Origin of the sequence: Nocardia sp. NPDC049149 (assembly GCF_043197455.1) — a bacterium.
In the GTDB taxonomy this organism is placed as follows: domain Bacteria; phylum Actinomycetota; class Actinomycetes; order Mycobacteriales; family Mycobacteriaceae; genus Nocardia.
The window spans coordinates 871,148-884,173 of record NZ_JBICTD010000002.1; the positions used below are offsets into that span (position 1 = coordinate 871,148).

The 13,026-nt window shown below is 65.7% G+C and carries 15 protein-coding genes; 9 read left to right on the forward strand and 6 right to left on the reverse strand.

Translation table 11 applies throughout. The features are described from left to right. Positions 1-75 precede the first annotated feature (75 nt). The 4 genes from ACGFNJ_RS09800 (at position 76) to ACGFNJ_RS09815 (ending at position 6,158) form a co-directional block, all read left to right on the forward strand. On the forward strand, positions 76-717 hold the full coding sequence (locus ACGFNJ_RS09800) for a TetR/AcrR family transcriptional regulator (protein WP_393445450.1): 642 nt from the start codon (positions 76-78) through the stop codon (positions 715-717). Between the two features lie 17 nt (positions 718-734). After that, complete coding sequence (locus ACGFNJ_RS09805) at positions 735-2,111, forward strand: ABC1 kinase family protein (protein WP_393445927.1); 1,377 nt, start codon at positions 735-737, stop codon at positions 2,109-2,111. Between the two features lie 152 nt (positions 2,112-2,263). Further along, positions 2,264-5,044 carry an aminotransferase class III-fold pyridoxal phosphate-dependent enzyme gene (locus tag ACGFNJ_RS09810; protein ID WP_393445452.1) on the forward strand — a complete coding sequence of 927 codons (2,781 nt, stop codon included), beginning with the start codon at positions 2,264-2,266 and terminating at the stop codon, positions 5,042-5,044. A 214-nt stretch (positions 5,045-5,258) separates the two neighbouring features. Then, positions 5,259-6,158 (forward strand): NAD(P)H-dependent flavin oxidoreductase, encoded by a 900-nt coding sequence (locus ACGFNJ_RS09815; RefSeq protein WP_393445455.1) that lies wholly within the window; start codon positions 5,259-5,261, stop codon positions 6,156-6,158. A gap of 22 nt (positions 6,159-6,180) precedes the next feature. On the opposite strand, the gene ACGFNJ_RS09820 is transcribed toward ACGFNJ_RS09815, so the two are convergent. Beyond that, a complete protein-coding gene (locus ACGFNJ_RS09820) occupies positions 6,181-6,618 on the reverse strand; it encodes a DUF5994 family protein (RefSeq protein WP_393445457.1) in 438 nt (145 codons plus the stop codon). 149 nt (positions 6,619-6,767) lie between these two features. On the opposite strand from ACGFNJ_RS09820, the gene ACGFNJ_RS09825 reads away from it, so the two are divergent. The 3 genes from ACGFNJ_RS09825 to ACGFNJ_RS09835 all read left to right on the forward strand — a co-directional run bounded on the left by ACGFNJ_RS09825 (position 6,768) and on the right by ACGFNJ_RS09835 (position 9,069). Continuing rightward, positions 6,768-7,499, forward strand: a complete 732-nt coding sequence (locus ACGFNJ_RS09825) for a TetR/AcrR family transcriptional regulator C-terminal domain-containing protein (RefSeq protein WP_393445460.1) — start codon at positions 6,768-6,770, stop codon at positions 7,497-7,499. A 128-nt stretch (positions 7,500-7,627) separates the two neighbouring features. Continuing rightward, positions 7,628-7,792, forward strand: a complete 165-nt coding sequence (locus tag ACGFNJ_RS09830) for a hypothetical protein (RefSeq protein ID WP_393445462.1) — start codon at positions 7,628-7,630, stop codon at positions 7,790-7,792. An 80-nt stretch (positions 7,793-7,872) separates the two neighbouring features. Further along, positions 7,873-9,069: a fatty acid desaturase family protein gene (locus ACGFNJ_RS09835; RefSeq protein ID WP_393445465.1), complete on the forward strand. Its 1,197-nt coding sequence runs from the start codon at positions 7,873-7,875 to the stop codon at positions 9,067-9,069. A 21-nt stretch (positions 9,070-9,090) separates the two neighbouring features. Here the strand turns inward: ACGFNJ_RS09835 and ACGFNJ_RS09840 are convergent, their stop codons facing one another. Then, positions 9,091-9,300 carry a hypothetical protein gene (locus tag ACGFNJ_RS09840; RefSeq protein ID WP_393445929.1) on the reverse strand — a complete coding sequence of 70 codons (210 nt, stop codon included), beginning with the start codon at positions 9,298-9,300 and terminating at the stop codon, positions 9,091-9,093. A gap of 174 nt (positions 9,301-9,474) precedes the next feature. Then, entirely contained in the window at positions 9,475-10,278 is an 804-nt protein-coding gene (locus tag ACGFNJ_RS09845) for a sigma factor (RefSeq protein ID WP_393445468.1), read from the reverse strand. Between the two features lie 268 nt (positions 10,279-10,546). Between ACGFNJ_RS09845 and ACGFNJ_RS09850 the strand changes: the two genes are divergently transcribed. Then, the gene (locus tag ACGFNJ_RS09850; protein WP_393445470.1) at positions 10,547-11,257 is read left to right on the forward strand and encodes a DUF998 domain-containing protein; all 711 of its coding nucleotides are present in this window, start codon (positions 10,547-10,549) and stop codon (positions 11,255-11,257) included. On the opposite strand, the gene ACGFNJ_RS09855 is transcribed toward ACGFNJ_RS09850, so the two are convergent. After that, positions 11,211-11,495 carry a hypothetical protein gene (locus ACGFNJ_RS09855; RefSeq protein WP_393445473.1) on the reverse strand — a complete coding sequence of 95 codons (285 nt, stop codon included), beginning with the start codon at positions 11,493-11,495 and terminating at the stop codon, positions 11,211-11,213. The two genes, ACGFNJ_RS09850 and ACGFNJ_RS09855, sit on opposite strands and share 47 nt — an antisense overlap. Positions 11,496-11,689: 194 nt before the next feature. Between ACGFNJ_RS09855 and ACGFNJ_RS09860 the strand changes: the two genes are divergently transcribed. After that, on the forward strand, positions 11,690-12,400 hold the full coding sequence (locus tag ACGFNJ_RS09860) for a TetR/AcrR family transcriptional regulator C-terminal domain-containing protein (protein ID WP_393445475.1): 711 nt from the start codon (positions 11,690-11,692) through the stop codon (positions 12,398-12,400). 65 nt (positions 12,401-12,465) lie between these two features. On the opposite strand, the gene ACGFNJ_RS09865 is transcribed toward ACGFNJ_RS09860, so the two are convergent. Together ACGFNJ_RS09865 and ACGFNJ_RS09870 are read right to left on the reverse strand one after the other, a co-directional pair. Further along, the gene (locus tag ACGFNJ_RS09865) at positions 12,466-12,612 is read right to left on the reverse strand and encodes a DUF6307 family protein (RefSeq protein ID WP_393445478.1); all 147 of its coding nucleotides are present in this window, start codon (positions 12,610-12,612) and stop codon (positions 12,466-12,468) included. An 11-nt stretch (positions 12,613-12,623) separates the two neighbouring features. Continuing rightward, positions 12,624-12,929, reverse strand: a complete 306-nt coding sequence (locus ACGFNJ_RS09870) for an RGCVC family protein (RefSeq protein WP_393445480.1) — start codon at positions 12,927-12,929, stop codon at positions 12,624-12,626. Positions 12,930-13,026 lie beyond the last annotated feature (97 nt).

Here is a 13,026-nt window from a genome sequence, read left to right on the forward strand (position 1 = left end):
GCCTGGCTCTAATTTATCGACCGACGCGTCGGTCGTCAATATGAATCGGGCATGGGGAGCCGGTAAGCTACCGGAGTGACCGTTTCGGAACGTCGAGGCAGGGGCCGACCCGTCGACCCCGACCTCGTGCAACGCAGGCATGCGGACCTCGTCGAGGCCGCGACGGAGGTCTTCGCGGAAATCGGTTACACGAAGGCGGGTATCGCCGACATCACCCAGCGCGCTGGACTCGGAAAGGGCACGTTCTACCAGTATTTCGACAGTAAGAAGGACGTCTTCGACGGCGTGATCGACCAAGCCGTCAACGAGGTCAGCCTGCTGATCGTGACCGAAACCCGCACGCTCGCACACGGTTCGATCGACGATCTCGAGCAGAGCATTCGCACCGTGGCCACCCGCCTGTTCACCATGGCCGACGAACGACCGCACGCCGTGCGCATGCTCGTCGAGGGCATTCAGGACGAGGACATCAGAGCCAGGCTGCTCGGCCTGAGCGCGAATCTGGAAGCGACAGCGGCCATCACGCTGCGACACGGGGTCGACGCCGGAGCCCTCCGCGCGGATGCCGATGTCGACTTCGCCGCACACCTGCTGCTGAGCCTCGCACTCGGCGGACTGCTGCGCATCCTCCGCGGCGATCTCACCGACCCGGCCGTCCGCGCGAAGTACGTGGAATCCGCCGTCGCCACCGCGCGCACCCTGCTCGGCCCCCAATAGTCCTGGCGCCCATCATGATCGACGATTCGATGCCCACCGGCAGGCTCGACCGCGGCCGAATGCTCGGTGGCGCGGCCACTACGCACGCGATGCGCGTGGCGAAGACCCGGCTGTCGATGATCGGACGTTCCGAGCGGGCCAGGGAACTGCTGGCCGAACAAGCAACGATCCAGGCAGTCGAACACCTGGTGGCATTGCTCGGCAGCATGAAGGGCGCCGCCATGAAGATCGGGCAGACCCTGGCGCTTGCCGATCTGGAGCTGTTGCCGCAACCGCATCGCGACCGGATCCGAGCCACCCTCAGCACCCTCTGCGACCAGGCGCCCCGAGTTCCGTTCGCCTCGATGCGCAAGGTCATCGAAGCCGACCTCGGCCCGATCGCCACGCATTTCGCCGAATTCGAGGCGGAGCCGGTGGCCGCGGCATCCATCGGCCAGGTCTATCGAGCACGCCTGCACGACGGGCGCGTGGTGGCGGTGAAAGTGCAATACCCCGGGGTGGACCGTGCCGTGCGAGCGGATCTGCAGAACCTCGCCTTGTTCGCCAAGCTCTCGCGCTCGCTGCTGCCCGCGTTCACCTCGACTCCATTGATGGAAGAGATCCGGCTCGGCATCGAGAGCGAACTCGACTATCGCGCAGAGGCACTCACGCAGCACCGGGTCGCGGAGTCGTTCCGCGATCATCCCTTCATCCGCATCCCCGACAGCCTCCCCGAGCTGTCCAGCCGACGAGTCCTGGTCACCGAATACTTCGCGGGCCACTCGTTCGCACACCTGCGTGAGCTGCCCGCCGCCGAGCGAAACCGCATCGGGGAACTGGTCTTTCGCTTCTACATCGGCTCGATCTTCACCGACAACGAGTTCTGCGGCGACCCGCACCCCGGCAACATGCTGCTCGGCGACGACGGCACGCTCGCCTTCCTCGATTTCGGCCTCTACCGGCAGATGGACCCCGACCTGGTCGATTTCGAACGCCGATGCCTGCGGGCCGCGGCGGCGGGCCGTGCGGACGACCTTTTGGCCATGCTCGTCGACGGCAACGTCTTCGACCCCGCAGCCGGACTCACCGCCGCCGAATGCCTCGACTACATCAATGCCGCCGTCGACTGGTCGCTCACCGACGCCGACATCACCATCACCCCGGCACTGGCCACCGGCGCGTTCGCCGCGGCGGTCGATCCGCGCCGCACCCAGCCTGGTGTCGACGCGCTCCGCCTGCCTGCCGAGCACGCGCTCCCCCGCCGCGTCGAATTCATGGTGCTCGGCATCCTCGGCCAGCTGGGCGCCACCGCCAACTGGTACCGCATCGCACGCGAGTGGCTCGACGGCGATCCACCCGCCACCGACATCGGCCAGCGCATCGCGGACTGGCGGGGCGACCGCGCACTCCCTTAGCGACGGAATACTCGACACCGTCACCGCTCGATCATCGAAGCAACACTCATCGTCCCGATAGGCCGCCCGACATGGCCTACCTGCGGGTACTTCGCCACCGGACCTTCCGTATCTGTCGACATAAACCGTTGTGCCGCATAACTTCTGATCCCATGACCAGAGAGCGCCTTGCCGTGCCGTCCGCCGAGACACTTGCACCCCTTGCCGAAGATCTGTTCGGCGTGGTGGCGACGGCGACCCCACTGCCGGGCGAGTGCCAGGTGAATGCCAGGCTCGATGTCGATGGGCGGCCGAAATACCTGCTCAAGGTGTATGCCGCCGAAGCCGATGCACCCGAGGTCGCGCTGCAAGATGCGGTGCACGCCTACCTCGGGGCCGTGGCCGCACCGATTCCGACTGCGACGCTGCGGAACTCGGCGACCACCACGGTCGACGGCATGCCCAGGGTGGTTCATCTCCTCGACTGGGTAGACGGCCGGGTATGGGCCGAGGCCAGGCCCGCCGATACTGGGCAACTCCTCACCCTCGGCGCCACCGTCGCCCGGCTCGATGCGACGCTGGCCGGCTTCGAGCACCCCGGGCTCGACCGTCCGTATCGCTGGAATCCCTTGCACGCCACCGAGCTGACCCGGGTGCTGCCCTTGCTGACCGATCGAGACCGTCCGGTGGTCGACCACGCGTTGGCCCGGCTGGCCGAACTGCTGCCCACCCTGCGACAGCTGCCACAACAGGCAATCCACAACGACGCCAACGATTACAACGTGATCGTCGCCGACGACGGCGCCATCGCAGGCATCATCGATCTCGGCGATATCGTCCGCGCACCACGGGTGTGCGGTGTGGCGGTGGCGATGACCTACGCCCAGTTGGGTGTCGCCGACCCGCTGTCGGCCGCAGCAGCCGTGGTATCCGGGTACCACGGCGAATCTCCGCTGACCGCAACCGAACTGGCACTGCTACCCGATCTCGTCGACATCCGGCTCGCGATCAGCATCGCCAATGCTGCCGAACAGCGCGCCGCAGACCCGGGTAACGAGTATCTCGACATCAGCCAGCCGCAGATCCGGCAACTCGTCGCCGCGCTGGCAGGCTACCCACGACCACTGCTGCACGCACGGCTACGCGATGCCTGCGGGTACCGGCCCGTCGCCGTCGAACGCGCCATCGTGTCGTGGCTGCGTTCGGCGGACTGCGATCCCGCGCCGATACTGCACACGGCGCCTGCGACGGTCAGCCGGTATCGCGGGGAGCACGAAACTGGTGTGCATATCGGTGTCGACCTGTCGGGCATTGCCGGCGAACCAGTGTGCTGCCCACTCGACGGGACCGTGACCGCGGTGGACGATCAGAGCGCAACGCTGCTGCTCGAGCACCGCACCGCAGATGGAACGCCATTTTGGCTGCGCCTCAGGCATTGTGGCGCGCGAACCGTCACCGCAGGCGATCGTGTTCAGCGTGGCGACCTACTCGGTCGCATCGATGACGGCGAATCAGCTGTGCATGTGCAACTTTTCACCACACTGCTCGACCGAGCCGCGGATCTCCCGGACGCCGTGCACCCGAGCGAGGTGGATGTCTGGGAGAGCATTTCCCCGGATCCGAACCTCCTGCTACGCCTTCCGGCGATGGCGGCGGCCAGACCACACCGCACCGCGGCCGCCATCGCCGCGCGCCGCAGAGCGAACCTGTCCGGCACGTTGTCCTTGAGCTACGCCGAGCCACTGCACATCGTGGCGGGCCAAGGCGCCGAACTGATCGACGCGCACGGCAGGCGCTACCTCGACCTGGTGAACAACGTCTGCCATGTGGGGCACTGTCACCCTCGCGTGGTCGAAGCGCTATCGGCACAGGCGAACACGCTGAACACCAACACGCGATACCTGCACGCGAACATCACCGAATACGCGCGCCGTCTCGCGGCCACCTTCCCCGACCCGCTGAATACGGTGTTTCTCACCAACTCCGGCAGCGAAGCCAACGACCTCGCGCTGCGACTCGCCCGCACCGCGACAGGGCACGATCACACGCTGGTGCTGGACTGGGCATACCACGGCAACCTGAGCTCGCTCATCGAGATCAGCCCGTACAAGTTCAACCGGTCCGGTGGCAGCGGCCCCGGCGCACGGGTCCGCGTGTGCCCGGTGCCCGATCCGTACCGCGGACAGTTCGGCGCCGACGGGCCGCGATACGTGGCCGAGCTCGCCGCGCACTGCGCCGATCTGACCGGCGCGGGAACCCCGCCCGCCGCGTTCATCCACGAGTCGATGCCGGGCTGTGCCGGGCAGATCGAACTCGCCGACGGGTATCTCGCGGACGCGTACGCGACCGCGCGGGCCGGGGGCGCACTGTGCATCGCGGACGAGGTGCAGTGTGGTTTCGGCAGGGTCGGCACCCATATGTGGGCATTCGAGCGCCACGGCGTCGTTCCCGACATCGTCACCGTAGGCAAGCCGATCGGCAACGGTCACCCCATCGGCGCCGTGATCACCACCGCTCGGGTGGCACGTGAGTTCGTCACGGGCATGGAGTATTTCAACACCTTCGGCGGGAATCCGGTGTCCTGCGCGGTCGCGCTGGCCGTTCTCGACGTGGTGGAGGACGAACGACTGATGGCGCACGCGCAGCTCGTCGGTGGCAGGCTCGAGGCGATGCTGACCGCGTCCGCCGACCGGCACCCTGCGATCGGCGACGTGCGTGGCCGCGGCCTGTTCCTCGGCGTCGATCTGGTCACCGACAGGCGCAGCAAACATCCGGACCGTGCTCTCGCCAAACGCGTTGTCGAACTGGCCAAACGCGAAGGCGTACTGCTGTCGACCGACGGACCCGCGGACAACGTGCTGAAGATCAAACCTCCGCTGGTGGTGACCATGGCTCAGGCCGAGCGCGCGGCGACGGTGCTCGACAGCGCACTCACCGCCGCCGCGACGGGATGATCGCGCAGGTCGACCGATAGCCGGAAGGTTCAGCGTTCGAGGACTTTTCGGTATTGCAGCGCCCACCAGACCTCGAGGGATGCTGCGCGCCGTGGCGACCGGCGTCATGAGCAGATCACGAAGCCCATCGCGGACAAGTACGCCGACACGATAGCGCGGCTGTACGATCCGGAACTGGTCAAGCAGACGACCCCGGAAGGCACGGCCTGACACCATGATCGCACTCACCGAGCTGGCGCTGCCGCTCATCGTCGCGCCGATGACGAAGGTCTCCGGTCCCGAGCTGACCATCGCCGCCTGCCGCGGCGGCGTGATCGGCTCGTTCCCGACGCACAATGCGCACAGCACCGAGGAACTCGGCAGCTGGCTGACCCGGATCTCCGCCGCCGACCTGCGTATCCCCTTCGCCGCCAACGTGATCGCGCACCGCAGCAACGGCCGCCGCGACGAGGATGTGGCCTGCCTGATCGAGCACGGCGTCGAACTGGTGATTGCCAGCGTCGGCGCGCCAGGCCCGATCGTCGAGCCGCTGCATCGCGCCGGATGCCAGGTCTATGCCGACGTCGCCAGCCTGCGGCACGTGGATCGGGCGCTGGAATCCGGTGTGGACGGCCTTGTCCTGCTCACCGCGGGCGCGGGCGGGCAGACCGGGTGGGCCAATCCGTTCTCGTTCGTGCGGGCGGTGCGTGCGCGGTTCGACGGGCCGATCGTGCTGGCGGGCGGCATCAGCGACGGTGCGGCGCTCTGGGCGGCCAGGGTCCTCGGCGCCGACCTCGGCTACATGGGGACGAAATTCATCGCGACCACCGAAAGTCTGGCCGGCGACGAATACCGCAGTGCCCTGGTCGATGCCACGATGGACGACGTCACCACGTCGGCAAAGCTGACCGGCCTGCCCACCAATGTGCTGCGCTCCTGGCTGGAGTCGGTCGACGGCGAACAAGCGAACGGCGGGTTCGATCAGCAGCGACTACTCGATCCGCGCGACGCATGGAGCGCGGGCCACAGCGTCTCCGGAGTCACCGAAACCCGCACAGCCCCAGACCTGATCGCACAGACTCGCCAAGAGTACGAGCACGCGCGCAAGCAGACCCTCGCCATCGCGACCGACTGACCTGCGCGCTACGACTGCCCCTTCAGATCACGACCGGATCGGCGGGGTCCGGGAGCTCGACCGCGGCCATCAGGGCCGTGTGCGCGGTGTCGGCGTCGGTGGTCGACGAGATCACCTGGAGCACGATCATTTCTCCGGCGCTGCCGTGGACGTACATCGTGTTGCCGAGTTCGAACGGGTAGGCATCGAGTAGGACCGGATGGTCGTTCACTGCGATCTGCCTGGGGGCGGGCGGCCAGCTCGCCTGGTCGTAGACAACGCGTGAGACCAGCCCGAGTCGAACCGCCAAAACCGCCAGTAGGTCCGGCAATTCGGCACTGAGATCGTCGGATCGGGGCCACCAGGCGCCGTCGATGTACGCGTCCGGCCTGCCCTTCGGGCGCAGCCGCAGCCGCGGCGTGTACTCGGGCCGGACGCGATGACGCGTGGCATGCCGGTGATACAACCGCATCGGTGTCATGGTGGAACTCCTGCCCTCGACCGCCGAGCCGAGTGCCCGGTCGCGCGGTGCGTTCCTCTCAGTACACGCGTGCGCGAACAGGGTGTCAACACTGTAGGTCTACTGCCTCGTAGTACAGTGGGCAACTTCCACTGAAGGAGGCACCCGATATGGCCGACAAGCCGAACAGCCGCACCCGATCCGGCTCCGCCGACGCCGGCGACGGGAAGGGTGATGGCCCGATCACGCGAGCGGCGGTGCTGGCGGCGGCACTGCAGATCGTCGATCGGGACGGGGTCGACGGGCTGTCGATGCGGCGACTGGCCGAGGCGGTGCGGCGGGATCCGATGGTGATCTACCGACATGTGCCGAACAAAGCCGCGGTGCTGGACGGCGTGGCCGAGGTCGTCTTCGCGCAGTTGTCGGTGGATGCCACAGATTCGGATTGGATGTCCCAGTTACGTTCGGTGGCAAGAGATTTCCGGGAACTCGCGCTGACACATCCCCGAGTGGTGCCGTTGCTGGTGACCCGGCCGCTGGCGACACCGCTCGGCTTGCGCCCGAAGGCGGTGCTGCAGCCACTCGAGGATGTGCTGACGCTGCTGACGCATGCCGGTTTCTCCGGACCCGATGCGCTGCATATCTATCGCGCGCTGTTCGGGTTCCTGTACGGGCATGTGCTCAACGAACTGCAGGAGATCGTGGAGAACCCCGAGGAGACCGACGATCTGCTGCGACTCGGCCTGTACCGGCTGCCCATCGGGGAGTTCCCGCTGCTCCGTGGACTCGCACCGACACTGGCGGCCTACGACGGCGCCGCCGAACTCGAGCGCGGCCTCGACATCCTGCTCACCGGCCTCGCTGCGAACCTACCCCGCAATAACGGCGCAGATCAGCACTGAGTCTACGCCGTAATACTACGACGTAGACATACGCTGTCTTCGCGCATAGGCTGAAGGCAACCGGTTCGCGTATTCGAAACAGGCTCTCCGCAGCCGACACCGCGGAATCGGGGACTGGAAGTCAATCCATGACCAGCAGGAACAAGCTCACGGACCGACTGCGCACGGCGCGGGTCCACCTCGACAAGCACCTCGACACCGGGCAGCGCGGGCCCGTTGGCGCCGCACCGGCGCACGGGCGGAGTGCGTTGCAGCGCGCCCTAGACATGGTGCGGAACACGCTGCGGCGCTGAACCCGCACTCCGCCCCGGTGCATGTCGAATTCTCCTCGGCTTGTCCACACGGCCGGTACCGGGAGGCGGGAGAGGAACATATGGCAATCACAGAAGTCGCGGTCTACGCGCATCTGAGCCCCGCCGATGTCGAGGCGCTCGGGCGCGAGCTCGATGAGATCCGCCGCGATATCGAGGCGCGACGCGGGGCGCGAGATGCGCGATACATCCGGCGCACCATCACCTTTCAACGCATCCTCGACGCCGCGTCCCGGCTGACGATCGCCGTGAGCCGGGGCAAGCTCGGCTGGTTGCTCGGCACCGCGGGTTTGGCGACCGCGAAGAGCATCGAGAACATGGAGATCGGCCACAATGTCGGCCACGGCCAATGGGATTGGCTCAACGATCCCGAAATCCGTTCCAACACTTGGGAATGGGATATGGCAGGGCTGTCGTCGCAGTGGCGGTATTCGCACAACTTCCGTCATCACGTCTATACGAACGTGCTCGGTATGGACGAGGACATCGGCTTCGGCGTCATGCGAGTGACCCGAGACCAGCCGTGGCGGCCGCGCTTGCTGCTGCAACCGCTGCAAAACCTCTTACTGGCAGCCACTTTCGAATGGGGCATCGCCCTGCACGACTTGTACTCCGAGCAGGAGCGCGTAGCGACTCCCGCCGCGCGGACCGCCGAGACGAAGGCCTTGATCCAGAAGATCGCCCGGCAGACCGGCAAAGACTACGTCCTTGTTCCGAGCCTGAGCGGGCGCCGCTGGCGCCGCACCCTCGCCGCGAATCTGACGGCCAATATCGCGCGCAACCTCTGGGCCTACGTGGTGATCTTCTGCGGCCATTTCCCCGACGGCGCAGAGAAGTTCACGCCTGAAGCGCTGGAGCACGAAACAAAGGCGGACTGGTATCTACGACAGATGCTCGGCACCGCGAATTTCGACGCGGGCCCGGTGCTGGCCTTCCTCAGCGGCAATCTCTGCTACCAGATCGAACACCACCTGTTCCCCGACCTGCCGAGCAATCGCTATGCCGAAATCGCCGTGCGGGTCAGGGCGCTGTGCAACAAGTACAACATCCCCTACACCACCGGCCCGCTGCTGCACCAATACCTGCAGACCTTGCGCACCATCAACAAGCTCGCCATGCCCGACCATCTCCTGAGCAAGGCACCCGAAGCAGCGCCGAAGCCAGATCGCCACGGCCGCAACGGATTCTCCGCTGGAACCGACGTCAGGCGCGGACGGGGCCATGCGGCGCTGCGCACGGCAGCCGCCCTGCACCATTAGCCGACCCGGCACCGAAGGGGGTTACTGACTGGGTTGCGGCACGTCGACGTGGCAGTCGCCGACTTTCGGGTTCATGCCGAGATAGTTGAGCGGTCCGGCAAGGATGGTTACCGCGATGGTCCCGGTGCCTGCACAGTTGGTCGGTGCACTGTCGAAATAGTCCCGTTGCCCTGCGGCGACGGCACCGATGATCAGCCACACGAGCAGCAGCACCGCGACAAGGCCCGGCATTCTCGACCGGCTGATTCTGCGTGTCTGCCCGCGATTGGTTGCGAATGATCTCATTTCATACCTCCTGTAGTAGTCGACGCAGCCAAGCAGGGGGCGTCGACCCGGTTGCGCCGGCGAGACTGCCGCAGATTCAGCGAAACCTGTTGCACGCCAAGCGGCGTCGGCAATGGTTGGTCAGTCGTGCACTGTCTGCTCACGCAACATGTTCAGCGCTCTGGTCAAGGCACTGGCGACCTGCGTCGGCGAGACGCCGAACAGTTCGGCGGCGGCGATCTGGCGCTGGAATTGAGCGAACCGCAGGATCAGTACTTGGCGTTCCCGCTCGGCGAGCGCACTGCTCAAGGGTCGCGCGCTCAGTAGGTCAGCGACGAGACGGTAGTCCGATTCCGCCGCACCGAGGCTGCCCGGCGCGCAGGAATCGACATCCGTGCCGCGCTCCCCGAACGAGGAAGCGCGGGAAGCGTTGCGGGCGACCAGCGCCTGAGTGACATCGACGCGGTCGACGCCGAGCTCGTCGGCGATTTCCGTGACGGTGGGCATGTGACCGAGGCGCCGGCACAGCATATCGACGACAGGGTCGATCGTTTGCCGGATGTGCTCACGCCGCTGCGACATCCACGCCGACCAGGTGGCGCCCCGGAAGCGCAGGCGAATCTCGCCCATCATCGTGGGCACCGCGAAGGCCAGGAACGGTGTGCCACAGTCTGGTTCGAATCCGTCGACGGCAAGCACCGCCCCTGCCCGAGCACAGTGCCGGACATCGTCGACGTTCTCCGCAGGGGCGGTGAACCAGCGAGTGAGATGTTCGGCCAGCGGCAGGCATCGTTCGATCAGGTCATCCCGCAAGGCTTTTCGCCGGTGATCGGTGGGCTCCAACGCGGCGAGCTCGGCGAACAACGGCTCGAGATTGTCGTAGCAGTCGGCGCGAAGGCGACTACTCGGCGTCCTCGTGAGGGTCGATACCGATTGCTTGCTCATGGGTTCTGCCTCGAATCCGGCTAAGTCGGTGGCGGATACCCGAGCATCGACGACGGCGAACAGGGTCGACGTCGAAACCTTTCGCACGGATCTGCTGACTCTCTCCAAGTAGACACCACCGGAAAGATCATGTCAACAGTGTAGGTCTACACTATGAACCTACGGAGTTTCATCAGCTCGACCTGCACGCATAGAGATCGGGTATGACCTGGCCAGGAACCCCAACGTCATCGACATGTGCCACCAGCCAACCGCGAAACCAGACCCCGTGACCCCCTTGATCCATCTCGCCGACTCGGCGACGTCTCGATCGGACACCCCCGGTCGACCACATCTTCTCCGCCATGCCGCCGCCGGGTTCGCGTGGACGCTGATATTCGCCTACCTGCTCGCCGAACTCGTCACCGCGACCGCCTGGCCGACCGCCTACAGCTTCCGCCACGACACGATCAGCGATCTGGGGGTCACCACCTGCACCCCGAATATGTGCTCGCCGTTGCACGTGGTCATGAACGCGGCGTTCGTCGCGCTCGGACTGATCACGATCGTCGGTGCGATCGGATTCCGGGACTATATTCCGCACGGACGACGGCAGTGGTCGATTGTCGTGCTCGCCGTCATCATCGGACTCAGCACGGCGGCAACGGCCGTGTTCCCGTCCAATGACGGTGCCGTCGTGCACTTTCTGGCAGTACTTCCCGCATTCGTCTCGCGGCACATCGTACTGATCCTGCTTGCGGTCTGGCTCTGGAAGCAGCGGCGACTCGTCGCGGTGTGGTCGGCACTCTGCGCTGCGACCGGAATCACCGGCGCGGTACTGCTTGCCATCGGCCTGCAGGTCGGAATCACCGAACGTCTCGTCTTCTACCCGCTACCGGCCTGGATGGCGGTGGTCGGCGCAGCAAGTGCGTTGACACTCTTGAAAGCAGCGCTCACCCAGGTTCGGGCACCCCGGCTGTCGCACAGGAACGTTCGATGAGTTCGAGCAGTCCGTCCACCGCCGCCAGCGAGGAGCACGAATCGGCGAAGGTCAGGCCGGGAAGCTGCTCGGACCGGGCGACGAACGCGGTGTCGGCCTCCGACCAACGCACCTGGATAGCCGACAATCGGATCCACCATCGCGCGTCCTGCATGACGTTGCCCACCTCCATGTGGTCGAACACCGAATCGCCGGTGGGAATACGCCATGCGCCAGCGGCGATTTCGGTGTGGCCCATCCCAGTAGACGACAGCTCGAACGTTATGTCAACGTTGTAGACCTACAGTTGTATTCAAAAACGTAGCCCTACAACGTTGACAGCTGATACCGCGCGGCGTCTACTTGAGGTACGTCCACGTCCCAGTGGACACGAGGAAGGCCGCGACGAGGACCGATCGGCCAGTGTTCGGAATTCGGGTCGAGAGGTGCTGAATGAACGAAACGCGCGACGGGCCCCCCGTCGAAGGCTCACGAACTCACCACAGCCCACTTACTCGGGCCGCGGTCTTGGCGGCCGCGCTCGAAATCATCGACGCAGGCGGTGTCGACCGACTGTCCATGCGTCGCCTCGGCGACATGCTCGGCCGCGATCCGATGGCGCTCTACCGACACGCCGCAAACAAAGCCGCGGTACTCGACGGCGTCGCCGAGATCATGTGGGAACAGATCACCGTCGACACTGCCGATCCGGACTGGCGTCATCAACTGCGACTGATCGCGCGCGATTTCCGCCGCATCGCGGTCGACCACCCCCACATGGTTCCACTGCTGGTCACCCATCCGCTGGCCACCCCGCTCGGATTGCGCCCGGTCGGCACCCTACGGCCCTTGGAACACATCCTCAGCCTGCTCACCAAGGCGGACTTCACCGGAATCGACGCCCTGCACATCTACCGCGCGCTGTTCGGATTCCTCTACGGCCACGTCCTCACCGAACTGCAGGAAATCGTCGAACGCCCCGAGGAGCCAACCGATTTGCTGCGCCTGGGCCTGTATCGCCTACCGATCGGCGAATTTCCGATGCTCCGTAGCCTCGCCTCGGAGCTGGCCGACTACGACGGCGTCGAAGAGCTCGAACGCGGTCTCGACATCTTGCTCACCGGGCTCGCCGGCGCCCTGCCATCGCCGCCCGAATCACCATGACCATCGCCGGGCTCGCCACGCAGCCGGAAACCGGCGGTCCGCACCGCCGGTCTCTGCGTGTCGAGTCAGCGAATTTTCTCGGGGATCGAATCGAGTGCGTGTAGCACCTGCACGGCGAGTTCGTTCGCAGCGTTGTCGTCGAGCCCCGAGTGCGCCTTGACGACGTCCCTCACCCGAATCACTCGACGCTCGTACGGCGTTTGCACTGTCATTGACGTGTTTCCTATCGGTAGTAGGTGTTCTCGTGACCGGCCGGGCGGGCGCAGACGCACGCTCGATCCAGCCCACGTTCCTTCGTCGCGGCGCAGTACCGGACTCCTATCGGATCGTGCGCTTCCCACGCGTGCGGGCATGCCAGACAAGAGGATTCGCTCGATGTGGCGATCTCGGCGGGGCCGCGCACGGTCGACGGCAATTGCTTCACAAGAGAAGTCCTCATGACTTCGCGTCCGATCTCGAGGTGGTGCGCGGTCAACGGACAGAGGAGAGCAGGAGGCAAACCCCTGCCGCTCAACGACCGTAGGTTCATAGTGTAGTCCTACAATGTAGACATGGCGCTATCGAGGTGCGTACCAGCAGACTTGCACTCAACTACAAGTGAGGCCTACAGCGTAGAATGACACTGT

Excerpts from the sequence above, each read along its gene's own strand:
- ACGFNJ_RS09810 (WP_393445452.1), top strand. The coding sequence starts at position 2,264 with ATGACCAGAGAGCGCCTTGCCGTGCCGTCCGCCGAGACACTTGCACCC.
- ACGFNJ_RS09815 (WP_393445455.1), top strand. The coding sequence starts at position 5,259 with ATGATCGCACTCACCGAGCTGGCGCTGCCGCTCATCGTCGCGCCGATG.
- ACGFNJ_RS09820 (WP_393445457.1), bottom strand. The coding sequence starts at position 6,618 with ATGACACCGATGCGGTTGTATCACCGGCATGCCACGCGTCATCGCGTC.
- ACGFNJ_RS09825 (WP_393445460.1), top strand. The coding sequence starts at position 6,768 with ATGGCCGACAAGCCGAACAGCCGCACCCGATCCGGCTCCGCCGACGCC.
- ACGFNJ_RS09830 (WP_393445462.1), top strand. The coding sequence starts at position 7,628 with ATGACCAGCAGGAACAAGCTCACGGACCGACTGCGCACGGCGCGGGTC.
- ACGFNJ_RS09835 (WP_393445465.1), top strand. The coding sequence starts at position 7,873 with ATGGCAATCACAGAAGTCGCGGTCTACGCGCATCTGAGCCCCGCCGAT.
- ACGFNJ_RS09840 (WP_393445929.1), bottom strand. The coding sequence starts at position 9,300 with ATGCCGGGCCTTGTCGCGGTGCTGCTGCTCGTGTGGCTGATCATCGGT.
- ACGFNJ_RS09845 (WP_393445468.1), bottom strand. The coding sequence starts at position 10,278 with ATGAGCAAGCAATCGGTATCGACCCTCACGAGGACGCCGAGTAGTCGC.
- ACGFNJ_RS09855 (WP_393445473.1), bottom strand. The coding sequence starts at position 11,495 with ATGGGCCACACCGAAATCGCCGCTGGCGCATGGCGTATTCCCACCGGC.
- ACGFNJ_RS09860 (WP_393445475.1), top strand. The coding sequence starts at position 11,690 with ATGAACGAAACGCGCGACGGGCCCCCCGTCGAAGGCTCACGAACTCAC.
- ACGFNJ_RS09865 (WP_393445478.1), bottom strand. The coding sequence starts at position 12,612 with ATGACAGTGCAAACGCCGTACGAGCGTCGAGTGATTCGGGTGAGGGAC.
- ACGFNJ_RS09870 (WP_393445480.1), bottom strand. The coding sequence starts at position 12,929 with ATGAACCTACGGTCGTTGAGCGGCAGGGGTTTGCCTCCTGCTCTCCTC.